General features: G+C 42.9%; 20 protein-coding genes. 8 read left to right on the forward strand and 12 right to left on the reverse strand.

Annotated elements, in window-relative coordinates; genetic code table 11:
* The first annotated feature begins 700 nt into the window (after positions 1 to 700).
* From QUF07_RS01425 to QUF07_RS01435, 3 genes are all read left to right on the forward strand, one after another.
* On the forward strand, positions 701 to 847 hold the full coding sequence (locus tag QUF07_RS01425; RefSeq protein ID WP_217165386.1) for a hypothetical protein: 147 nt from the start codon (positions 701 to 703) through the stop codon (positions 845 to 847).
* Between the two features lie 274 nt (positions 848 to 1121).
* Positions 1122 to 2600, forward strand: coding sequence for an anthranilate synthase component I family protein (locus tag QUF07_RS01430; RefSeq protein WP_217162230.1), 1479 nt, complete (start codon positions 1122 to 1124; stop codon positions 2598 to 2600).
* Entirely contained in the window at positions 2584 to 3195 is a 612-nt protein-coding gene (locus QUF07_RS01435) for an anthranilate synthase component II (protein WP_217162228.1), read from the forward strand. The genes QUF07_RS01430 and QUF07_RS01435 overlap by 17 nt, the downstream gene beginning before the upstream one ends.
* Before the next feature lie 113 nt (positions 3196 to 3308).
* Here QUF07_RS01435 and QUF07_RS01440 read toward each other — a convergent pair whose 3' ends face one another.
* The 3 genes from QUF07_RS01440 to QUF07_RS01450 all read right to left on the reverse strand — a co-directional run bounded on the left by QUF07_RS01440 (position 3309) and on the right by QUF07_RS01450 (position 5226).
* Positions 3309 to 3572, reverse strand: coding sequence for a Txe/YoeB family addiction module toxin (locus QUF07_RS01440; protein WP_217162225.1), 264 nt, complete (start codon positions 3570 to 3572; stop codon positions 3309 to 3311).
* Entirely contained in the window at positions 3569 to 3823 is a 255-nt protein-coding gene (locus QUF07_RS01445; RefSeq protein WP_217162223.1) for a type II toxin-antitoxin system Phd/YefM family antitoxin, read from the reverse strand. Before QUF07_RS01445 ends, QUF07_RS01440 begins: the two co-directional genes overlap by 4 nt.
* An 854-nt stretch (positions 3824 to 4677) precedes the next feature.
* Positions 4678 to 5226 (reverse strand): RNA 2'-phosphotransferase, encoded by a 549-nt coding sequence (locus QUF07_RS01450; protein WP_289426644.1) that lies wholly within the window; start codon positions 5224 to 5226, stop codon positions 4678 to 4680.
* A 329-nt stretch (positions 5227 to 5555) separates the two neighbouring features.
* Here QUF07_RS01450 and QUF07_RS01455 point away from each other — a divergent pair, with 329 nt between their 5' ends.
* Positions 5556 to 6194: a histidine phosphatase family protein gene (locus QUF07_RS01455; protein ID WP_289426645.1), complete on the forward strand. Its 639-nt coding sequence runs from the start codon at positions 5556 to 5558 to the stop codon at positions 6192 to 6194.
* A 243-nt stretch (positions 6195 to 6437) separates the two neighbouring features.
* Here the strand turns inward: QUF07_RS01455 and lepB are convergent, their stop codons facing one another.
* A complete protein-coding gene (gene lepB, locus QUF07_RS01460) occupies positions 6438 to 7025 on the reverse strand; it encodes a signal peptidase I (protein WP_289426646.1) in 588 nt (195 codons plus the stop codon).
* Between the two features lie 179 nt (positions 7026 to 7204).
* Between lepB and QUF07_RS01465 the strand changes: the two genes are divergently transcribed.
* Positions 7205 to 8416 carry a multidrug effflux MFS transporter gene (locus QUF07_RS01465; RefSeq protein WP_289426647.1) on the forward strand — a complete coding sequence of 404 codons (1212 nt, stop codon included), beginning with the start codon at positions 7205 to 7207 and terminating at the stop codon, positions 8414 to 8416.
* Positions 8417 to 8494: 78 nt separating this feature from the next.
* Here QUF07_RS01465 and QUF07_RS01470 read toward each other — a convergent pair whose 3' ends face one another.
* The 4 genes from QUF07_RS01470 to jag form a co-directional block, all read right to left on the reverse strand.
* A complete protein-coding gene (locus QUF07_RS01470) occupies positions 8495 to 9142 on the reverse strand; it encodes an SDR family NAD(P)-dependent oxidoreductase (RefSeq protein WP_217162213.1) in 648 nt (215 codons plus the stop codon).
* A 412-nt stretch (positions 9143 to 9554) separates the two neighbouring features.
* The gene (gene mnmG, locus QUF07_RS01475; protein WP_217162211.1) at positions 9555 to 11486 is read right to left on the reverse strand and encodes a tRNA uridine-5-carboxymethylaminomethyl(34) synthesis enzyme MnmG; all 1932 of its coding nucleotides are present in this window, start codon (positions 11484 to 11486) and stop codon (positions 9555 to 9557) included.
* A 33-nt stretch (positions 11487 to 11519) separates the two neighbouring features.
* Positions 11520 to 12914, reverse strand: coding sequence for a tRNA uridine-5-carboxymethylaminomethyl(34) synthesis GTPase MnmE (gene mnmE / locus QUF07_RS01480; RefSeq protein ID WP_217162209.1), 1395 nt, complete (start codon positions 12912 to 12914; stop codon positions 11520 to 11522).
* Positions 12915 to 13132: 218 nt separating this feature from the next.
* Complete coding sequence (jag, locus tag QUF07_RS01485) at positions 13133 to 13843, reverse strand: RNA-binding cell elongation regulator Jag/EloR (protein WP_217162207.1); 711 nt, start codon at positions 13841 to 13843, stop codon at positions 13133 to 13135.
* A 233-nt stretch (positions 13844 to 14076) separates the two neighbouring features.
* On the opposite strand from jag, the gene QUF07_RS01490 reads away from it, so the two are divergent.
* Positions 14077 to 15039 (forward strand): cation diffusion facilitator family transporter, encoded by a 963-nt coding sequence (locus QUF07_RS01490; RefSeq protein ID WP_217162232.1) that lies wholly within the window; start codon positions 14077 to 14079, stop codon positions 15037 to 15039.
* A gap of 105 nt (positions 15040 to 15144) precedes the next feature.
* Here the strand turns inward: QUF07_RS01490 and QUF07_RS01495 are convergent, their stop codons facing one another.
* The 4 genes from QUF07_RS01495 to rpmH all read right to left on the reverse strand — a co-directional run bounded on the left by QUF07_RS01495 (position 15145) and on the right by rpmH (position 18038).
* Positions 15145 to 16476: an enolase C-terminal domain-like protein gene (locus QUF07_RS01495; RefSeq protein WP_289426648.1), complete on the reverse strand. Its 1332-nt coding sequence runs from the start codon at positions 16474 to 16476 to the stop codon at positions 15145 to 15147.
* Positions 16477 to 16645: 169 nt separating this feature from the next.
* The gene (gene yidC, locus QUF07_RS01500) at positions 16646 to 17482 is read right to left on the reverse strand and encodes a membrane protein insertase YidC (protein ID WP_054748995.1); all 837 of its coding nucleotides are present in this window, start codon (positions 17480 to 17482) and stop codon (positions 16646 to 16648) included.
* Positions 17479 to 17844: a ribonuclease P protein component gene (gene rnpA / locus QUF07_RS01505; protein ID WP_289426649.1), complete on the reverse strand. Its 366-nt coding sequence runs from the start codon at positions 17842 to 17844 to the stop codon at positions 17479 to 17481. The genes yidC and rnpA overlap by 4 nt, the downstream gene beginning before the upstream one ends.
* Positions 17845 to 17903: 59 nt before the next feature.
* Complete coding sequence (gene rpmH / locus QUF07_RS01510; RefSeq protein WP_008857207.1) at positions 17904 to 18038, reverse strand: 50S ribosomal protein L34; 135 nt, start codon at positions 18036 to 18038, stop codon at positions 17904 to 17906.
* 503 nt (positions 18039 to 18541) lie between these two features.
* Between rpmH and dnaA the strand changes: the two genes are divergently transcribed.
* Both dnaA and dnaN read left to right on the forward strand, forming a co-directional pair.
* On the forward strand, positions 18542 to 19891 hold the full coding sequence (gene dnaA, locus QUF07_RS01515; RefSeq protein WP_217162203.1) for a chromosomal replication initiator protein DnaA: 1350 nt from the start codon (positions 18542 to 18544) through the stop codon (positions 19889 to 19891).
* A 193-nt stretch (positions 19892 to 20084) separates the two neighbouring features.
* Positions 20085 to 21224: a DNA polymerase III subunit beta gene (dnaN, locus tag QUF07_RS01520; RefSeq protein WP_217162201.1), complete on the forward strand. Its 1140-nt coding sequence runs from the start codon at positions 20085 to 20087 to the stop codon at positions 21222 to 21224.
* Positions 21225 to 21495: the final 271 nt, after the last annotated feature.

Genomic DNA, 21495 nt, shown 5'->3' on the forward strand with positions numbered 1-21495 from the left:
CAGCGTCTATCTATCTAGAACACCACGGGAGTTGTCTGGTTTAGGGTAAAAAAATTGGTCCCGCAGTATTTTGAAAATTTACTGTGTGACCGGAGTAATCATGCTGAAATACTATTGGTCGCACAAGTTGTAGGAATGTGCCCACAACCTGTACGGTGTGAACACTACAATGGCCAATAGTAACTAAATCGATTAAGATTTGCGTTTAATTTCATCATAATTAGAATCTCCTAATAAAGTTAAATTTTAATTGCAGTTATCATATTATGAATTTGGAGTTGTGTCAAGGGTTAAATTTTGAAAAGTTGAAATCGGGGGATAAAATGCGAATGAGACTGGGGGATTTGTCCTTTTATGTTGAATAGGACAGCTCCGACGCAACTGATGCTAACATCTAAAGGACTTTGAACTCAAACCCAAAGCCAGGGTTTAAGCCCAAAGCCCTTTAGATACCGCATCACCCGTTGCTTGTCGCTCACTTATCTTAGGACAGCTCCACTAAGCAGAAATTTCCACATAAGCACCTCAACCATAAATCCCCAAAACCAGGATTTATGGTTGAGGAGACTTAGGCTCCCGTTTCTAACCACTTTGCTCCGCTCACTCTCATTTTGCTTGACAAATTCTCATAATCGTCTTAACCTGATAACAATTAAATATCCGTCCTACAAAAACCGTTGATGTGGAGATCAAGATTGTCATGCCCGTAAAGAGAGCCGCCGCTGCTGAGAGTGCGACCGGATACAAGCAATTAAATGGACCGCAGAGGGTTCTTCCGAAAGTACGCGAGTACGAAGAAACGTTCAGGCAGACGTCATTTGCCGGGAGTGTGTTGGCACTTCGCTAAGCGTGAGCTAATTGAATGGATTCGTTATTTGGCCGATTTTAATTCCAAATGACTGTTCTTTCAGTTAATCTCAAATTAAGGTGGCACCGCGGCATAATCCGTCCTTAAAGAACCAGTTAATGGTTTGAGTCAGGACGGATTTTTTGTGTCCAAAATTATTCTACGTGTCATTCATCCTATAATTCCGGAGGTTTCAGTTATGATCAAGCTTATCGCCAAACGATGGCAACCCCAACCAGTTCATTAACACAAATTCAACTTGGAGGCCATCAATATGAATATCGAACAATTACAAAAATTTGCCACCCATTTTCCAGCAGTTCCCGTCACGCTGCAATTCCAATTACCCTCATTTGACCCAATTGCCATTACCCAGGCACTTGACCAACCAGATTCACCGTGCTTTCTCCTAACCGGTAAGCCGAAGAAAACTGAGGATGGGTTCAGCTTCATTGGCGTCAACCCATCTAAGTCGTTCACTTATCGAAATGGCCGACTCACAACTAAAGAACAAGGACACAACGAATCAACAGAAACCGTTGAACTCAAACCGGTCATCGAAAAAATCCTCAAAGAAAATCAAACACCACGCATCCCTGGCCTACCACCCTTCTTAGGAGGCCTTGCCGGCTACTTCAGCTATGACTATGAGAAATACGCGACCACAGCCACACTCCCCGCGGTGAAAGATCCAATGGGTTTAAATGATGCCGACTTGATATTAGTCGACGAAGTGATTGCTTATAACCACGCCACCCAAACGGTCACTTTAAGCAAAATCGTGCCTGCCAATGAGCTGCTCAGCACCTATGATTCAGTCATGGCTGAGCTGACTGCCCTCAAGCAACAATTATTATCAATTAATGGGGAACAGCCACTACCGGCGTTTTCCATGACCCCGCTGAAAATGCAATTCTCCTTACAGGAATTTGATGAAAAAGTCGCTGAAACCAAGCAGCACATCATTGATGGCGACATTTTCCAACTCATTTTATCAAATCCACAGCAAGCCACCATGCGAGGTTCCCTGTTTGCGGCGGCCCCGACGCTCTTTAGGGAAAGTCCCTCACCCTATCAATTCTATTTCCGGCATGGTGATTTTGAAACGATCGGTGCCTCCCCAGAAACCTTGATTACGAAGCGAGACCAAACGTTATTTACGTATCCGCTTGCTGGCACCCGTCGCCGGGGTCACGATAAAGCAGAGGATGCCAAATTCGCCTATGAACTCCAGCATAGCCCCAAGGAATTATCTGAGCACAACATGTTGATTGACCTTGGGCGAAACGACTTGGGCGCCGTCAGTGAATTCGGCAGTGTCAACGTGACCGCCTACCGCAAATTGTTACGATTCGCAAACGTGATGCACATGGGGTCAGTTGTCGAAAGCACGGCCAAAAAAGGCGTCTCCGCAATTGACATCATCAATGCGGTTTTACCCGCCGGAACATTATCAGGCGCACCGAAGATTTCAGCTATGAAGATTATTGGCCAACTTGAAAATCGCAAACGGGGCGTCTATGGCGGCTGTATCGGCTATTTAGGCTTTGATGGGGATCTGGATCTATGTATTGGCATCCGCCTCGCCTATCGCAAAGGCAATCAGCTGGTGGTTCATTCGGGAGCGGGAATTGTCGCCGACAGTGTCGCCAAATATGAATACCAAGAGTTTAATAACAAGGCCAGTGCCGTCGTCAATGCACTGAAAGAGACCAGTGTGAAGGGAGATGTCCTCAATGCATTATCTGATTGATAACTATGATAGCTTTACCTACAACTTATACCAACTGATCGGCAGCTTGACGGATGAACCAATTACCGTCATCAAAAATGACGCAATTACCGCCGAAGAATTACAAGCACGCCATCCAGAAAGCGTGATTTTGTCACCGGGACCAGGCCGCCCAGAAGATGCTGGGAACATGCCGGCGATCTTAAAAGAATTTCTGGGCAAAGTCCCAATTCTCGGTGTCTGCCTAGGACACCAGGCAATTGCTGAAGCTTACGGAGCAAAGGTGGTCCACGCGCCAAAATTAATGCATGGCAAGCCGTCGGAAGTAGAAATTTCTGAACCGAGCAGTTTGTTCAAAGACTGCCCGCGTCAATTTCAAGCAGCCAGATACCATTCCTTAATCGTTGATCCTAAAACGGTGCCGGCTAATCTGAAAGTCACTGCTCAAACTGCCGATAGCGAAATTATGGCACTTGCTGACGCCACCAATCACGTTTATGGTGTCCAATTCCACCCCGAGTCAATCATGACTGATCCGGAAGTCGGCAAGCAGATTGTCGCCAACTTCTTGGCAATTGTCCGGGAGCACCAGCAGATGATGGCGCATGCTCTGTGAAACAGAGAGAAAATTAAATGACGAACAAACATCCGAGATAGTCATCTCAGTTATTTGTTCGTCTATTTTAATCTCACGAATTATGCATTTATCTTGAAAAATCAATCATGTATCTATTCATAATGTGTGTATACAGCATAGATAATAACAGTTTTGTTTTCTTCATCAACCCGGTACACTACTCGATGTTGACTATTAATTCTTCTTGAGTAGTATCCAGCTGCAGGGGGGACTAATTTCTCAAATGATTGAATAGGCTCATAAGGATTTTCACGCAAAGTTTTAATAATTTGAAGAAAATTTGATTCTAACGGAGAACCTTTGATCTTTTTCATTCCTTTTTTAGCGCCTTTTTTTACCCGAATCTGATAGGTCATAGCGATTTCCATGCATCATCGAAATCTTCTTCTGGATCATTCTCTCGAGACTTAACTTGATCAATCGTTCCTGTCGCAACAAGATACAAGGTCTCCTGTAAGGAATCCCAGTCATCTTCACCTATGAGGACGGCTCCCTTTTCATCTTTCTTTGTAGGTGAAATATGAATTGGTCGTTTTTGCTCGTTAGCTTCTTTAATTAATTTAAAGAGATTTTGTCTCGCCTTAGTAGGTGTGTATATATCCTTCATCTAAATCCCTCCATCCCTATAATGTACGTATTAATGTACATGTACATTATACCGCACATTAAGCTCATTGTCTTTTAAAATGATAAATCATTTGCCGACTAATATCTCAGCTCTTTTGAATGTCTGAATTCTTTGCTTTACAACAAGTTTCACTCTACCTGAATTAAAAGCCGCTACACAGACTAGGACAGCTTCGCAAAGCAATAACCTGCACATAAGGCACCACAAGCAAAAATCCAGAACCAGGATTTCTGCTTGCGGAGACTTATGCTCCGGTTATTAACCGCTTTGCTGCGCTCACTTCCCAGGACCGCTCCGACGCAACTGATGCTAACATCTAAAGGACTTTGAACTCAAACCCAAAACCGGGGTTTAAGCCCAAAGCCCTTTAGATACCGCATCACCCGTTGCTTGTCGCTCACTTATCTTAGGACAGCTTCGCAAAGCAGGGATCTGCACATAATCACCACATCTGTAAATCCAAAACCAGGATTTTCAGATGTGGCGACTTATGCTCCGATCCCTAACCGCTTTGCTGCGCTCACTGTACTTTAGGACAGCTACTCAAAGCAGAGATCTGCATGTAAGCACCTCGAACAAAAATTCCCAAACCCGGAATTTTCGTTCGAGGAGACTTACACTCCGATCTCTAACCGCTTTGCTCCGCTCACTTTACTTTAAAGTTCGACTTAAAAATAAACCCACATGACGGACAGCGATTCAAGCCATAACTAATTTGCATTGGCCGGTGGCACTTCGGGCAATTGCCTTGAACTGATCTAGGAATTTTGGTTACTTTTTTGGGTCCTTCTGATTGGTCTGCCATAGTTTCCTCCACCGGATTAACCGGTCATTTACTGATGAATGATTTTTAAATATGTTGCAGGCATCGCAGCCACCAGCCAGACACCACTTTCGGTTGGGTAGAACAAAATGCCGTCCTTGGTAGCTTTTTGAGCAGCTACTTGAAAAATGACTGGCTTTGGATCTCGGCGTTTTCCCACCTGAAGGGCCATTCGCCAATTAGCGGAAAGGTGCACGAAGTCACGATCCATTTTTTTCAATCCTTCGTCAACAATCAACCTTGCCGCGACGTGAGTGGTTCCATGATACAAAACTTCCGGAGGCGTTTTGGGTGGCGTCAGTGGTTTGACGGGGATACTGTGCCCATATAATGCCCTAATTGTACCACCTTCGATCGCATAGCGCTGTTTGTCGCTTTGGCGCATAATCTTTCGAATGAGGGCTTCGCTAATTGGTGTGCCGTAGTGCTGATTAAAGTGGCGAATGAACGAATCAGAGTCAACTCGACCATATTGATCCAAGTTAATCCCAATCTTATCGGGATGGTGACGTAGGGTGAATGAAATTCGTTTACTAATTCTGGTTAAGTGATGATCCATATGTAAGAACCTTCAATCTTGTGCAATTAACTAGTGACATTATATGCCTAATTGACCTGCAACCCAAAAACACACGGAAATTTGGGATTCCGTGTGTCAAGTAATCGCATATATTGAGGGGTGATTCTATGTTGAGGGGTTAGTTAGTAAAACTTTGGGCAAGTCACTGCCTGAGGGGGTGCAGTGAGCTTGTAACCAATATGACTGTTCGTCATATTTGATTGTCTATACTATATCTTCCCTACCTTAAACGGAACTTAAAATTCGAATTTTTTTGATTTAGATATGATAAAATCGAATTATTAAAGCTGATTTTGAGAGGATACATCATGAAAAGAATTTATTTTGTTCGCCATGGGCAGACGCTTTTAAACAGGTTTCGCAGAATGCAGGGCTGGGTGGACTCGCCCTTAACCGAAAAAGGCGAAGCCCAGGCAACGGCTGCCGGTAACCGGCTCGCCGACATCCGCTTTCAGTTAGCGGTCAGTTCCGACATGTTACGCGCAATCCACACGTTAGACCGCATTCTAGCCCAAAATAAACACGCTAATGGCATTACTCGCGAAGTTCATGAAGATGTGCGCGAGATCTATTTTGGCTCATTTGAAGGCGTTGATAGCGTCCAGACGTGGAATGTGATCGCCCGGCCACTTGGCTATTCGAATCAAGAAGAACTAATCAAACACTATAGCTTGTTGAAAGTCCGCGATTTTATGCATGATGCTGATCCATTTCACGAAGCAGAAACAGCCGCCCACATTGAAGCTCGAATCAAATCTGCAGTGGCCCGACTCGCTGAAGAACTTGATGATGGCGAAAATGCAGTTGTTGTCACCCACGGAACGTATTTGCGTAACTTAGCGACAATTTACGCTGCGAACGGGGCTGTGGCGGATCAGCCAAAAAATGGCAGCATCACGGTTTTGGATGTGACTCATGAGCCAGTTGTTATCGATGATATTAAATAAGGATTTCTAACATCTAACTAAAGTAGCTGGGCATCCCTATGTATTTGATAGAGAGTGTTCAGCTATTTGTTTGAAGAATTTTTAAATGAGTTGGGGAGCATTTTTAGATATGATCTTAAAAATGTGCTTTCGTTTCTTTACCCTAATTTCTAAAAAAACAGCCAACCATGAACAAAAAATGTTCATCATTGGCTGCTTCCTTTAGGTTTGAGGATCGCCCAGAGCTCATCACCCTGTCACTGTTTAATAGCCCAAATTATTCACATTGGTTCGTTTAGTTTTATTGGTTTCCCAGAAGAGGGTCTTAGCAACGCCGACAATCTTCTTCTTAGGGACAAAGCCCCAGTAACGACCATCGTTTGAAACACTTCTATGATCTCCTAAGACGAAGTATTCACCCTTTGGCACCTTAGTAGCATGCGTATTCTTATCCCAACTCTTGGATAAGGTCTTTAAGCTCCAGTTACCGGTTCCGGCCGTCCGTTCCTTCATGCTGATAAACTTCTGGGGAACAACCTTGCCATTTACGTAAATGTTACCGTCTTTGCTGGAAACTGTATCACCTGGTAGCCCGATTACCCGCTTTACGTAGTCAGTCTTGGGTTTGGTTGCCGTTGGATCTTCGCCATAAGCATCAAACACGATGACACTCAGATGTTTAATCTTGGCTTGCTTCCAAACGACCAATCGTTCATTATTAATAAGGTTGGGTTCCATTGATGGCCCATCGACTCGCGCCATTGTGAATACGTATAATTGAACAACGTAGGCAATTGCCAGGCCGACAACAATTGGAATGACCCAACTTGCAATTTCTCTGATTACTTTCATCAAAAGGCTCCTTTAAGGACTACAGTAATTCGAATATTTTTACTAGAATGCAGTCGACATTAATTTTAGCATACTTTCCTATCATGACAACATTTTAGGCAATAATTAACGGATTAGTAACCACAAATTTAAAAATTTTCGCTCAATTAAATCTGTATTGTGATAAATGAGGTGATGTTATGAAAACAAAATCAACTTTAGGAAAACGGATCTGGCTCATTTTCATTTTAGGGACAATTAGTGCATCCGGGCCATTATCAATCGATCTTTATTTACCCGCCCTACCAGAAATGACCCATGATCTAGCAGCACCAGCATCCCTCATTCAAATGAGTTTAAGTGCCTGTCTACTGGGGTTGGCGCTGGGACAACTAATTTCAGGACCGTTAAGTGACAAATATGGTCGCAAGAAGCCACTCATGGTAGGCTTCTTCATTTTCGGGCTGGTTTCACTCCTGATTGCAATGAGCAATTCGGTCTATTTACTCATCCTGTTGCGATTTATCCAGGGACTTGCGGGTGCTAGCGGCCAGGTCCTTTCCCGAGCAATTGCTTCGGATATGTTTTCTGGTTCTTTGTTAACCAAGTTTTATTCCATGCTCTCAGCTGTCAACGGAATTTTCCCGGTCATTTCACCTGTAATTGGCGGTTTCATGATTCAATTTGTCAGCTGGCAAGGTATTTTCATTCTATTAGCCGCAATTGGTTTTATCTTAGTAATCGCACTTTGGCTCGGAATCAAAGAAACCTTACCGGTTGAAAAACGAATTACTGGTCATCCCCTGGAATCGGTTGTCAAGATGTTTGGTTTTCTTAAGAATTCTAAATTTGTGCGTTTGATTCTGGCAACCGGTTTAGTATCTGGCGGTTTATTTAGTTATATTTCGGCCTCTTCTTTCGTTTTCCAAAATTTCTTTCATATGTCCGTTCAAAACTTCAGTCTTCTTTATGCTTTGAATGGTATTGGTATCGCCATCGGCTCAATAATCCCCGGCGGATTGGCGGCGCGATTCCCAGAAATAATCCAGGCAAAATTCGTTCTGGCAACAACCGTATTAACGACCATCTTACTCACTCTGAGTGCCCTATTCTTTAACAATTTGCTGGTAGTCATCGTCCTCATCTTTCTCACGGTTACCCAGTTCGGGATGCTTTTCACCCTCACCACCTCAATTATTATGAACCTATCGTTACGAAACAATGGCGGCCTATCCGCATTACTGGGCTTGTCCCAAAACGCAATTGGCGGCATTATGTCACCACTGGTTGGCGTGATGGGTAGTCACACCTACCTGCCGATGGCTTTAGCAATCATGGGCTGCATGTTATTCAGTATGATATTGTTCTTTTCAATTCATGGCGAATCTCAAAATCATCATTTTACATCCTGACATCCGGATATCCAGTGATCTCCCAGCCACCATCAACGACTAAGGTGGTGCCATTGATATAGCTGGCTTCCTCGCTGGTCAAAAAATCGCTGGGCCCGCAATTTCCTCCGGTCTGGCCGGTCGTTTCACCGACAGTGTTTCTGCTTGATCCAATGAATGTTCATCGATCGCTGGATAGCTGTCAACAATTCCTGGAAGAATCGAATTCACCTGTACATTGGCGGGCACCAACTCTAACGCGGCACTTTTTGTAAAAATATTGATGGCTGATTTGATCGCCGCATAATCTTCACTGCAATACGACTGAACGTGCGCGTCCATCGACGCAATGTTAACAATCTGGCCGCTTCCTTGTTTCTTCATTTGGCGACCAACGTTCTTGATGAATAAAAAAACACCATTTAACGCCAAATCAATCATGAAATTCCAATCGGTCAATTGCTCATCAATAATGAGCCCCGCTTGATAGGGAACCGCAATTTGAAAAGAGTAATCGATCTCCCCGTATTTATCAGTGGCCTGCTTTACAAATTTTTCAACGGCGTCTTCTTCGATTGGATCAACAACTTGCCCATCAAACAACTCATAGTGTTTACTGGCGTCCCCCAAAACAGCTTCATTATCACCAGCACCAATCACCCGAATTTTATTTGCCATTAATTGTTTTGAAATTGCCCAACCAATGTCACTGGTCGCATTGGTCACAATTGCAACTTTATCACTCATCATCATTTCCCCCTATGGTACTATGTCCTGACCTGCATTTTTATAATAACTCTATTGTTATTAGTGAGGGGAAATTTTGATTTGCAAATTAAGTGAGAATGCGAGAATAAGGGTCATCATTCGAAGCAGAAGTTTCTATTTCGACTTTTATTTGGTGGCGTCGGTTCGTAAATGTCCTTTAAAAAGTAAGCGAATGAAAGATTTTAAAAGATACAAAAACAATCTAACGTTAGTCGGCAGTGTGCTTATAAATACAACTTGGTTTCCCTTTTTATATTGATAAAACTTGCGACAAACGGCTGATCCCAGAATTTAAGCAAAAAAAAGTAATGCATTCCAAAACCAGAATGCATTACTTTTTTCACTTAAATTCTGGGTCAAAGCGCCTTTCGTCCCAATCTTACCCCTTGGCTTACTCAGCCAATTTTGTAATCTTTCCCTGTTGGATATAAACACTCAAAATTGCAATATCAGCAGGATTAACCCCACTAATTCTTGAAGCTTGAGCGATGGTTTCTGGGTGAATTTTCTGCAACTTTTGGCGTGCCTCTGTTGCGATACCGTCGATTGCATCGTAATCAATTCGATCAGGGATCTTTTTAGCTTCCATCTTCTTCATTTTGGCAACGCTTTGTTCAGCCTTCTTGATATAACCCGCATATTTTGTCCGAATTTCAACTTGTTCAATCACGTGGCGATCCAAGGGTTGATCCGCTGCTGGGATAAATCTGAGCAACGTTTGATAATCCACGTATGGTCGTCGCAAAAAGATCGCAGCAATAACGCCATCCTGCAACGGCTTGTCGCCATGCTCCTGAACAAAAGCATTGACTTCATCAGATGGCTTAATCCGAATTTGGCTTAGTCGATCTAATTCAGCTTCGATTGCCCGCTTTTTGACTAAGAATTTTTGGTAACGGTCATTTGAAATCAAGCCAATTTCATGGCCCTTCTCAGTTAATCGCATATCAGCGTTATCTGTTCGTAACAACAACCGATACTCAGCTCTACTAGTCAATAACCGATAGGGTTCCTTAGTTCCTTTGGTGACCAAGTCGTCAATCATCACCCCGATGTAAGCTTCGTTTCGTTTCAGAACGAAAGGTCCCTTACCCAAAGCTCTTCGGCCAGCGTTAATGCCAGCAATCAACCCTTGGCCGGCGGCTTCTTCATAACCAGAAGTGCCATTGGTTTGACCAGCCGTAAATAGATTTTTAACCACTTTGGTTTCCAAAGTCGGCTTCAACTGATAAGGGGCAACAACGTCATATTCAATGGCATAGCCTGGCCGCATCATTTGTGCATTTTCCAAACCAGCAATTGTATGAATCATCTGTTGCTGAACCTCTTCAGGCATTGAAGTAGATAAACCGTCAACGTACCACTCTTCCGTTTTACGGCCTTCAGGTTCCAAGAACAATTGATGGCGACTCTTATCCGCAAACCGGACAATTTTATCTTCAATCGATGGGCAGTAACGAGGGCCAACGCCTTCAATCACGCCAGTAAACATTGGGGCGCGGTCAAGATTATCGCGAATAATCTTATGAGTGGTTTCGTTCGTATAAGTTAACCAGCATGATAGTTGGTCCTTAACTGCTAAGTAGTCCTCATCGGCTGATTCAAAACTGAAATGATGAGGTTTCTCGTCTCCAGGTTGTTCCTCGGTCTTGGAATAATCAATGGTCGTCCCATCAACTCGTGGTGGGGTCCCAGTTTTGAATCGTTCCAGATCAAATCCCAATTCTTCGAGGTTGCCGGATAATTTTTCAGCCGGTTGGGAATTATTGGGACCTGATGCATACATCAATTCACCGATGATAATCTTGCCACGGGCAGCAGTCCCTGCAGCAATCACAACTGCCTTGGCTTGATATTTTGCACCAGTATTGGTCACGACGCCCTTGCAGACCCCGTCTTCAACAATTAAGGAATCAACAATTCCCTGACGCAAAGTTAAGTTGGGTTCTTTTTCAATCGTATGCTTCATCTCAGCATGATAGGCATGCTTATCTGCTTGGGCCCGTAATGCCTGAACGGCCGGCCCCTTACCGGTATTGAGCATCCGCATCTGAATGTAGGTCTTATCGATGTTACGGCCCATTTCGCCACCCAATGCATCAACTTCCCGGACAACCGTTCCCTTTGCAGGTCCCCCGACAGATGGGTTACATGGCATGAATGCCACCATGTCCAAGTTAATTGTCAGCAGCAACGTTTTATTCCCCATCCGGGCAGCAGCCAAAGCGGCCTCACAACCTGCATGGCCAGCTCCGACGACGATCACGTCATAATCTTCTGCGCGATATTTTTGTTTAACATCGCTTACTCGTAAACTTTTCAACAGAATTCCTCCATATGTTTCACATGAAACACGTTATTTTCCTAAACAGAACTGGCTAAATAATTGATCAATAAGTTCATCTTGATAACTGTCTCCAGTGATCTCACCTAAGAAATCCCAGCAACGGGTCATATCAATCTGAACCAAATCAACCGGCATCCCAGCATCGAGTCCCTTGATTACATCTTCCAGGGCACCCTTTGCCTGATTTAACAAGCCAATATGGCGGGCATTAGTCACCATGATGTCATTTTGGCTGCTTTCGATGCCCTCATTGAAGAACATATTGGCAATCAATTCTTCTAATCGGTCTAGTCCATTAGCTTTAATGGCTGATGTTGAAATGACATTCTTGCCATTCGCCATTGCCTTGATTTCTTGTAAATCTAATTTAACGGGTAAATCAGTTTTATTTAACACAATGATGCGTTGTTTGTCTTTTGTCGCCGCCAATAATTTTTTATCTTCGTCGGTAAGGGCTTCGCTGGCGTTTAAAACCAGCAACACCAAATCAGCACTGTCAATCGCTTTTCGAGAACGATCAACCCCAATTTTTTCGACCTTGTCTTTCGTATCACGAATTCCAGCCGTATCGACGAGCTTCAATGGCACACCACGAACATTGACGTATTCTTCCAACACATCCCGCGTCGTTCCCGGAACATCCGTCACAATCGCTTTATCTTCGTGTAATAAATTGTTCAACAGGCTGGATTTCCCAACGTTAGGCCGGCCAATAATCGAAGTCGCCAATCCTTCCCTGAGGATTTTTCCCTGTTTGGCAGTACTTAATAACTGAACAATTCTGGCATGGACGTCATTGGCTTTTTCTCGTAAGAGCTTGCTGGTCATCGTTTCCACATCATCGTACTCTGGATAATCAATGTTCACTTCAACTTGAGCCAGCACGTCCAGAATGTCTTTCCGTAAGTGTTTAATCAAATGGGATAAATTACCGTCCAGCTGGCTAATAGCGGCCTTCATGGACCGATCGGTTTTAGCCTCGATCAAATCCATCACCGCCTCAGACTGAGACAAGTCAATTCGGCCATTTAAAAAGGCCCGCTTCGTAAATTCCCCTGGTTCAGCCATCCTGGCTCCGGTACTCAAAACCAGCTGGAGGATGCGGTTAGTTGCCACAATCCCGCCATGACAGTTAATTTCGACAATATCTTCTTCGGTATAAGTGTGCGGAGCTCTCATGACAGAGAGCATTACCTCATCAATTTCCTCGTTGGTTTGCGGATCAACAATGTGCCCGTAATTAATCGTATTGCTGGCAACTTTATCAAGATTCTTTCCCCGATAGATTTTTTTAGCAACGTCAAACGCCTCTTCACCACTAATCCGGATGATTGAAATGCCACCTTCACCAGGCGGTGTCGAAATAGCCGCAATCGTATCAAATTCTGTTGTTGTTAAAACCATGATTAAGCTTCCTCCCGCATCAAAACAATGCTAATAGTAAGATATTAAACCACAAAATAACTATCAGCGCACAAAAAAAGCGCCACTCCACACTAAAAAGAACTAGCATGGATAAAGCACTTTGACTACTTTACCTAGTTAAGATAAGAATGATTAACTTCATGATATTTTAAAGTGAGTGATTTGTCAATCGAAATTTGGACTTGTAACAAAACTGCTTACTTTGGCGCTACAACGATCACTCGGTGAGGTTCTTTGCCAGTAGAGTACGTCATGACATACTCATTGTCAGCTAACGCATTGTGGATTTGTTTGCGCTCAAAAGAAGGCATCGGGTTTAAGTAAACCGGCTTGCCATTTGCAATCGCATTTCGAGCTGTTTTTTCAGCCAATTGTTTGAGGGCATCGCTTCTTCTGGAACGATAATTTGCGGTATCTAACTCGACATCAACGTTGTTGGCGCCGAGTCGGTTAATGAAAATTTGGGACAAGTTTTGGAGCGCATTAATCGTCCGACCATGACGCCCGATTAAACGGCTCTCCTGGTCAGTATCAATATCGATGTAGATTGAATGTTTATTTTGAATATCCAACTTTAATTTGAACGAAAATCCCATTGCCTTGATGACATCACTTAAATAATTGGCAAGTTGTTGCGAAACATCCTCTAAATCAATGACTTTTTCAGCTGGTTCACTTGATTCAGAATGATGTTGTTTGGTTTCTGATTGAACGTTCATCCCTTTATTACCAGGGTTAAAAAGACTTTTTTTAGTAATTTGCACTTGAGCTGGTTTGCGACCGAATCCTAAAAATCCTTTTTTAGGTTGTTGAACAACAGTTACTTCAACTTGGTCCTGAGTGAGTGATAATGCATTGAGTCCTTGTTCTACGGCGTCTTGGATGTTTTTTCCAGAGTAAATTGACATAATAAACTCCCTTTTATTTGAATGGATTTAACCAATTAATACTAGCATAAAAGTCAACGTTTATAAATGGTTTCCGATAAAAAACGCAAACTAATCGGAAACTTTAAAATAATTGATATGTTTGCAATCGCCATTTAACCAAATCTTCATGAAGTCGGTATAATAGACTGTAATCACCTCTACTTGAGAATTTAATGAAAGAGAGAACAATCGATTGGTTTTCGTTTTGGGGAGTGTCAATATTGGCAAATATCAATCAGTATGATGCAGGACGAAACATTCAAATAGATCGACAGCACCGGCTTAGTAAACTTGAAGAAGCCCAACAGATCACTTTGGCAAATTTGACCGCCTACTCAGTTATCATGACCGCTGAATTAATCATTGGGTATTGGAACCATATTACCGTTTTGATTGCCGATGGATTAAATAACCTCACTGGCGTTTGTGGTGCCGCCATCTTAATTATTGGCTTACGGGTTTCCAGACGGCCACCGGACTCCAACCACGTGCTAGGCCACTGGCAATACGAAAATATTGCCGCCCTATTATCTGCCACAATTATGTTTGCGGTCAGCCTTCAAATTTTAGTCGATGGCGGGTTCGCCATTCGCAATTTCCTTGAGGGACATTCCGTTCAGCCAAATAGTTGGTCGTTGGGGATCAGTTTGCTATCCGCCATCGTCATTTCAATTTTGGCCAAGTACAACTCATTGAAAGGTGCTCAACTTAATAATCAAGCCCTAAAAGCTTCTGGCCAAGATTTAAAGAGTGATGCTTGGACAAGTTTGGGTACTTTTCTTTCCATCGGTGGTGCGTATTTAGGGGCGCATTGGCTTGATGGGGTCGCCACAATTGTCGTTGGTTTCTTGATTTTGCACGCGTCAATCTTAATTTTCAAGACAACCATTATGCGGCTTACAGAAGGATTTGACCCGTCGTCAATCGAAACGTATAGCAAAACCATTAGTGAAGTTCCCGGTGTGATCGCCGTTCAAGGAATTGAACCCCGGTGGCTTGGGGACCAAGTTGTCATGAAGATCGGCGTTTACCTAGATGACGACACAAACTTAAAGACGGCGTTTATGATCGGCGAAAAAGTCGAACATGCCCTGATGGCGCAATACGATATTTTGGACGCCGATGTCATGGCCTATCCTGTGAGTTTGCGAGATAATCCAGCCAACGTGGATTAGAAATGAGCATGATTTCATCGATCGTTTAATTTAAATACAAACAAGCACCTATCCAGCAGTTGAAAGCTCTGGGTAGGTGCTTGATCGTTTCTTGGTTTTACGTTTCTATCGGACGAACGCCGGTCGATGTGGATCAAATTGCCAGCCAGGAATCAAATACTGCATCGCTGCCGCGTCATCCCTGGCCCCAAGATGATGATCCTCGTACAGCTGATTCGCCTTCCGAACAGCCTCAAGGTCGATTGCCACCCCCAACCCTTCATTAGTCGCTGGAACCGTTAATTGACCATCTTTAATTTGATACGGATTCTTTGTCAGATATTGCCCATCTTGCCAAATCCAGTGCGTGTCGATTGCATAGATGTCACCAGGAGCGGCTGCAGCTGCAGCGGCATTGGCAGCCATCGCCAATGAGATATCAAAGTGATTATTGGAATGAATCCCCCAATGAAGCCCAAACTCATCACATAGTTGGGCCACTCGAACTGACCCGGCCATCGTCCAAAAATGGGGATCAGCCAACGGAATTGAAATGCTGTTCAACGTGATGGCATGGCGCATTTGTCGCCAATCCGTATCAACCATGTTCGTTGCAGTCGGCAAAAAAGTGGTCTTTTGAAATTCAGCTAAAATTTCTCGACCAGAAAAACCAGCTTCTGCCCCACAAGGGTCCTCGATGTAGGTCAAAATTCCTTTCAACTCTTTGGCGTAGGTCAACGCCTGCTTCAGAGACCAGCCGCCATTTGGATCAAGATCTAATTTAGCCTCAGGAAAGGCTTCGTGCAGAGCTTTAATGGTTTCAACCTCTTTTGTGCCTTCAAACACGCCACCCTTTAGCTTAAAGGTCTTAAACCCATACCGATCATAGGCAGCCTGAGCTTGGCGAACAATTGCCTGGGGCGTCATCGCTGGTTGCCGCCGAATCTTGCCCCAATCATCATTTTGATCGTCATGCAAATATGGTAAATCTGTCTTGGTTCGATCACCGACATAAAATAAATAACCGAGTACGGCCACTTTTTCGCGAACCTGGCCATCCCCCAGCAATGCAGCAACGGGAACGTGCAGATATTTTCCAAGCAAGTCCAAGAAAGCTGTCTCCACCGCCGTAACCGCATGAATCATGATCCGCTGATCAAACGTCTGATTACCGCGGCCACCAGCGTCCAGCTTACTGAATTTCTTTCGCATCATTTGCAGCACTTGCTTATACTCACCGAGGCTTTTACCGATCACTAATGATTTCGATTCGATTAATACCTGGGTAATCTTTTCGCCACCAGGAACTTCGCCAACGCCCAGCACGCCTCTATCAGTCGTTAAAATCACAATGTTTCTGGTAAAAAACGGTCCGTGAGCACCACTCAAGTTTAGTAACATACTGTCATAACCAGCAACTGGATACACGTCCATCTTCCGAATAATTGGAACCGTCATTGATTTCACTCCTTTGATCAATACAATCACTCACATTAATAAGTTCAGTTTACCCGTTCGACCGGAAAATGTAACCGGTTAATTGAATGCCACTTAAAAAATCCCACCAAGGCCATGCGCCAAGACGGGATTTGTGTTTAATTGAATCGATTCATTTAAATGAGTCAGTCTACTTCTTCTTACTCTTCTTTGCTCTTCTAATCGCCTTTCGAACTGCTCGCTGACGATTACGTTCTTCACGTTGTTTTTGTTCACGCTCACGGCGAATCTTCCATGGGTTTTGAATAACCAGCGTTTGCCCTACTTGGAAGGCGTTGGTGATCACCCAGTAGAGTGATAAGGCGGATGGCAAGCTAACGGCCATAATCAAAATAAAGAACGGCATTCCGACCGTCATCATCGTGGTCATCGAATTTGATTCCGGTTGACCCTTCATCGCCAACCAGGATGAAATGAACGTAAAGACCGCCGCCAGGATTGGTAAAATGAAGTATGGATCTGGATGACCAAGTTGCAGCCATAAGAACGTCCCACTTCTCAAAATATGGGTTCGCCAGATTGCTTGATACAAAGCAAACAGGATTGGCATCTGCACAATCAGTGGCAAACAACCAGCAATTGGGTTGATCCCAGCTTCGGCATAAAGTTTCTTCTGCTCAGCCTGAAGCTTTTGCATCGTTTCAGCATCACGGGAAGAATATTTCTTCTGCAAAGCTTTCAGTTGCGGCTGAACTTCCTGGGTCTTTCGCATACTTCTGGTTTGGTAAACCATCAGTGGCAAGATGACAATTCGGACCAGAATGGTAAAGATAATAATTCCCATTCCATAGTTATCACTAAAGAACTTGGACAACCAAATAATTGCCCGTGAGAAGTTTAGAACAACCCAACCATCCCAAATACCAGTACTGTGATTGGTGATTGGTGCATTGCTACAGGCGGAAAGGACAACTGTCAAACTCACGAGTGACAGTAATACCAGTAATTTCTTTATTCTCTTTTTCAACGTTTTTCCCCACTATCATAGTTGGAATCGATCAGCTTTGCTAACTTAAGTACGTGAATCAAGCCGGCTTTAACGTCTTTCATTGACATTTGATCCGTTGATGGGCGGGCTATCACGATGAAGTCAACATCTTGTCGCAAATCAGGCTTCAATTCAAGCAATGACTGCCGAATCCGCCTCTTCACCCAGTTCCTATGTACGGCATTACCAATCTTTTTACCTACAGAAATTCCGACGCGAAAATGTGGCTGATTCGGCTTGTCTAATGTATAGACAACAAATTGACGATTTGCAACCGAGTTATGAATCTCAAATACCTTTTGAAACTCCGACTCTTTTTTTACTCGATATGATTTTCGCATGATCCATCTCCATAAATTTGATAAAAAAATATGAAAAAGACCACTGAATGGTCAGTGGTCTATACAGACAATGATTTTCTACCCTTTTGACGGCGACGTGCTAACACTTTACGACCATTGCTGCTGCTCATGCGTTTACGGAAACCATGAACGCGAGCGCGATGACGCTTCTTTGGTTGATATGTTCTTTTCATTTTGAAATCCTCCTTTACTTCGAAGTCGCGTTTAAGCATTTAATGACAGATGTTCAAATGCATTTCCCAAACATATTAACATAGATTACCAATTAATGGAATAGGCTTTTGACTGTTCAGATAAAAATAAAAAAATTTAAAATTTGTTTCATGAACAATTAGTGTGGATAACTCCGGAAAGTTGACTGACTTTTTTGGTCACTATGAACAAGGTTATCCACAGAGAAACAGATTGTTTGTAAAGTTATCCACAGGGTGTGGATTTCTTTTTGTTTTTTGTTAGAAAAGCCGATGATATTAGTTTTAGTTATCCACAGTCACCTGTGATTAACCCATATTTTCACTGTTGTTTTACACTTATCCACAAGTGGGTTATACCTTTTTACACTCCCTGTGAAACATTTATGCACAGGTCCTTTTTGCCTGTGGAAAACTTTTATCGGGAATGCTAGAATTAATTTGCTTTTCAAAAACGACTCAAAAATCAGAGGGGGAAATTTAAAGTGCTCGATAAGGATTCTTTATGGCAAAAATTAAGCGATCAATTTCGTAGCAATACGACTGATCTGACTTACGACACCTGGATCAAGCCGGTTACACCCGTTAGCTTTGACGGTGCCACACTTACTTTAGCTCTACCTTCTGAATTACACTTGGACTACTGGAAACAACAACTGGCTCCCAACTTGATTGAATATGCCTATATCATCACCAAGGGAAACATCGAACCTAAATTTATTCTCGATTCCGATATCCAAAAGGAAGAACCAAAACCTGAAGCGCCGTCAACCAGTTCAGACGGCTTACCTAAGGGAGATATGGGTTTCAGCAAAGAAGCTCATCTTAACCCAAACTATACGTTCGATAATTTTATTATCGGCAAAGGAAATCAAATGGCTCACGCTGCGGCACTCATCGTCTCAGAGGAACCTGGGAAACTTTACAACCCACTGTTTTTCTACGGTGGTGTCGGTCTTGGCAAAACCCACTTGATGCAAGCGATTGGTAATAAACGCCTGGAAGATCATCCAGAAACGAACGTTAAATACGTGACCAGTGAAGCCTTTACAAATGACTTTATCAACGCAATTCAAACAAACCGCACCGAAGAATTTCGGCGGGAATATCGAGATGTCGATATTTTAATGGTTGATGATATTCAATTCTTCGCCCAAAAGGAAGGAACGCAAGAAGAATTCTTCCATACTTTTAATGCGCTCTACAATAACAATAAACAAATCGTTTTGACATCCGATCGGGTCCCCCAAGAAATTCCCAAGCTTCAGGAACGCTTGGTATCACGTTTTGCCTGGGGGCTACCAGTTGACATTACGCCACCTGATTTAGAAACACGAATTGCGATCTTGAAAAATAAAGCCAAACTGGATAACCTTTCGATTCCAAACGATACTTTAGCCTACATTGCCGGCCAAATTGATTCCAACGTCCGGGAACTAGAAGGCGCTCTATCAAGGGTTCAAGCCTACTCAAAGCTCAAAAACGAGCCGGTTACAACCGATCTGGTTTATGAAGCATTACGCGGCCTCAAGTTAACCAAAGCGAACCGAGAGCTCTCAATTGTCGACATCCAAAACAAGGTCGCCAATTATTTTCATGTGTCCATTAATGACTTAAAGGGAAAAAAGCGCATGAAATCAATCGTGATGCCGCGCCAGATTGCAATGTACCTGTCACGGGAAATGACCAGCAATTCTTTGCCTAAAATTGGAAAAGAATTTGGTGGCAAAGATCACACCACTGTCATTCATGCTTGCGATAAAATTGCCGAAATCGTTAAAATTGATGCAGATTTACGAAAAGAAATTGCGGATATAAAAAGTGCACTCAACTAAAATGGTATAATTGCCTGTGGATAATTAATAGCAAAAGGTAAAAGTTGTGCACAGTTTTATCCACAGCTTTCTTAGCGATAACTAAAGACTTCAGAAAAGTTATCCACATTTCCACAGTGCCTACTATTACTTCTTTTTCTTTTATTAATTAAATATATATTCTTCACCACTTTCCGGGAGGTTGATTCAAAGTATGAAATTTACAATTGGTCGAACAGCATTTACAAAAGCATTAAATACGGTAGCCAGAGCAATCTCTACCAAAACAACAATTCCTATCTTGACTGGACTCAAGTTAGTTGCGAGTCAAGCTGCTATTGTCTTAACAGGTAGTGACGCGGACATCTCTATTGAAACAACCATTAAAGCAGATAATCCGGACAACATGCTAGCGGTAGAATCAGCCGGTGCCATTGTGTTACCTGCTAGGTTCTTTACTGAAATTGTTAAAAAATTACCACAAGATACGATTACAATCGAAGTCGGCGACAACTTCCAAACCATGATTACCTCTGGTCAGTCTTCATTTACCATTAATGGTTTAGATGCCAATAACTACCCTCATTTACCAGAAATTCAAACCAACACGTCGATTCCTTTGGCCTCAGATCTATTCAAGCAAATTATCAGCCAGACAGTGGTTGCGGTTTCTAATCAAGAAAGTCGCCCAATTTTGACTGGGGTTCATTTTGTAATTTCTGAAAACCACGTTATGGCAGTTGCAACCGACAGCCATCGATTAAGCCAACGGAAAGTGACCCTTGAAAATGCCATTGAAGGTTCCTATGATTTTGTCATCCCCGGCAAAAGTTTGACTGAATTATCCAGAATGATCGACGATGATCAAGAGGAAGTTTCATTGTCTGTCAGTGAAAACCAAGCTTTATTCGTCATTGGCGACACCCTGTTTTATTCTCGGCTACTAGAAGGCAACTATCCTGATACCACCAGATTAATTCCCGATTCTCACGACACCAGAATTTCATTTGAGGCGCCAGAACTATTAGCTGCCATCGAACGGGCATCACTTCTGTCACACGAATCAAGGAATAATGTGGTCAAGATTACCGTGGATCCCGATCAAAAATCGGTCACAATTTACGGCAACTCCCCAGATGTTGGTAACGTTGAAGAAGATTTAGAACCAAAGAGTGTTGATGGCAATCAACTGGAGATTTCGTTCAACCCAGATTATATGAAGGATGCCCTCCGTTCGTTCAGCCAATCAACCATTAATGTTGATTTCACCTCGGCACTGCGACCATTTACGTTAACGCCAACTGAAGATAGTGATAGTTTTATTCAATTAATTACGCCAATCAGAACCTTCTAGAAGTCAGACAACTACTAAAATAAAATTATGATTTTAACTAAGACTTACCTTCATCACGATGGTAGGTCTTTTTAGTTTTACAGATGGACTTTGTGAAAAATGTGAAACGTCATTTAGTTATCAGTCTGTTTTCCGAGCAAAAAAGGATCCCGGATTTATTTAATTGCTCATATACGTAGTTTCTAGCAACTTTCACTATTTTTTGATAAAAATACCCAAAAACTCAAAAAGTTCTGAGAATGCCCAAGAATCGTTGTTAGCATGTACTTTT

Source organism: Lentilactobacillus sp. TOM.63, from assembly GCF_030361045.1.
Lineage (GTDB): Bacteria > Bacillota > Bacilli > Lactobacillales > Lactobacillaceae > Lentilactobacillus > Lentilactobacillus dabitei.

What these genes read in the sequence shown, in the direction of transcription:
- QUF07_RS01425 (WP_217165386.1), top strand. Translation starts at nt 701, where the DNA reads ATGCCCGTAAAGAGAGCCGCCGCTGCTGAGAGTGCGACCGGATACAAG.
- QUF07_RS01430 (WP_217162230.1), top strand. Translation starts at nt 1,122, where the DNA reads ATGAATATCGAACAATTACAAAAATTTGCCACCCATTTTCCAGCAGTT.
- QUF07_RS01435 (WP_217162228.1), top strand. Translation starts at nt 2,584, where the DNA reads ATGCATTATCTGATTGATAACTATGATAGCTTTACCTACAACTTATAC.
- QUF07_RS01440 (WP_217162225.1), bottom strand. Translation starts at nt 3,572, where the DNA reads ATGACCTATCAGATTCGGGTAAAAAAAGGCGCTAAAAAAGGAATGAAA.
- QUF07_RS01445 (WP_217162223.1), bottom strand. Translation starts at nt 3,823, where the DNA reads ATGAAGGATATATACACACCTACTAAGGCGAGACAAAATCTCTTTAAA.
- QUF07_RS01450 (WP_289426644.1), bottom strand. Translation starts at nt 5,226, where the DNA reads ATGGATCATCACTTAACCAGAATTAGTAAACGAATTTCATTCACCCTA.
- QUF07_RS01455 (WP_289426645.1), top strand. Translation starts at nt 5,556, where the DNA reads ATGAAAAGAATTTATTTTGTTCGCCATGGGCAGACGCTTTTAAACAGG.
- lepB (WP_289426646.1), bottom strand. Translation starts at nt 7,025, where the DNA reads ATGAAAGTAATCAGAGAAATTGCAAGTTGGGTCATTCCAATTGTTGTC.
- QUF07_RS01465 (WP_289426647.1), top strand. Translation starts at nt 7,205, where the DNA reads ATGAAAACAAAATCAACTTTAGGAAAACGGATCTGGCTCATTTTCATT.
- QUF07_RS01470 (WP_217162213.1), bottom strand. Translation starts at nt 9,142, where the DNA reads ATGAGTGATAAAGTTGCAATTGTGACCAATGCGACCAGTGACATTGGT.
- mnmE (WP_217162209.1), bottom strand. Translation starts at nt 12,914, where the DNA reads ATGGTTTTAACAACAACAGAATTTGATACGATTGCGGCTATTTCGACA.
- jag (WP_217162207.1), bottom strand. Translation starts at nt 13,843, where the DNA reads ATGTCAATTTACTCTGGAAAAAACATCCAAGACGCCGTAGAACAAGGA.
- QUF07_RS01495 (WP_289426648.1), bottom strand. Translation starts at nt 16,476, where the DNA reads ATGACGGTTCCAATTATTCGGAAGATGGACGTGTATCCAGTTGCTGGT.
- rnpA (WP_289426649.1), bottom strand. Translation starts at nt 17,844, where the DNA reads ATGCGAAAATCATATCGAGTAAAAAAAGAGTCGGAGTTTCAAAAGGTA.
- rpmH (WP_008857207.1), bottom strand. Translation starts at nt 18,038, where the DNA reads ATGAAAAGAACATATCAACCAAAGAAGCGTCATCGCGCTCGCGTTCAT.
- dnaN (WP_217162201.1), top strand. Translation starts at nt 20,085, where the DNA reads ATGAAATTTACAATTGGTCGAACAGCATTTACAAAAGCATTAAATACG.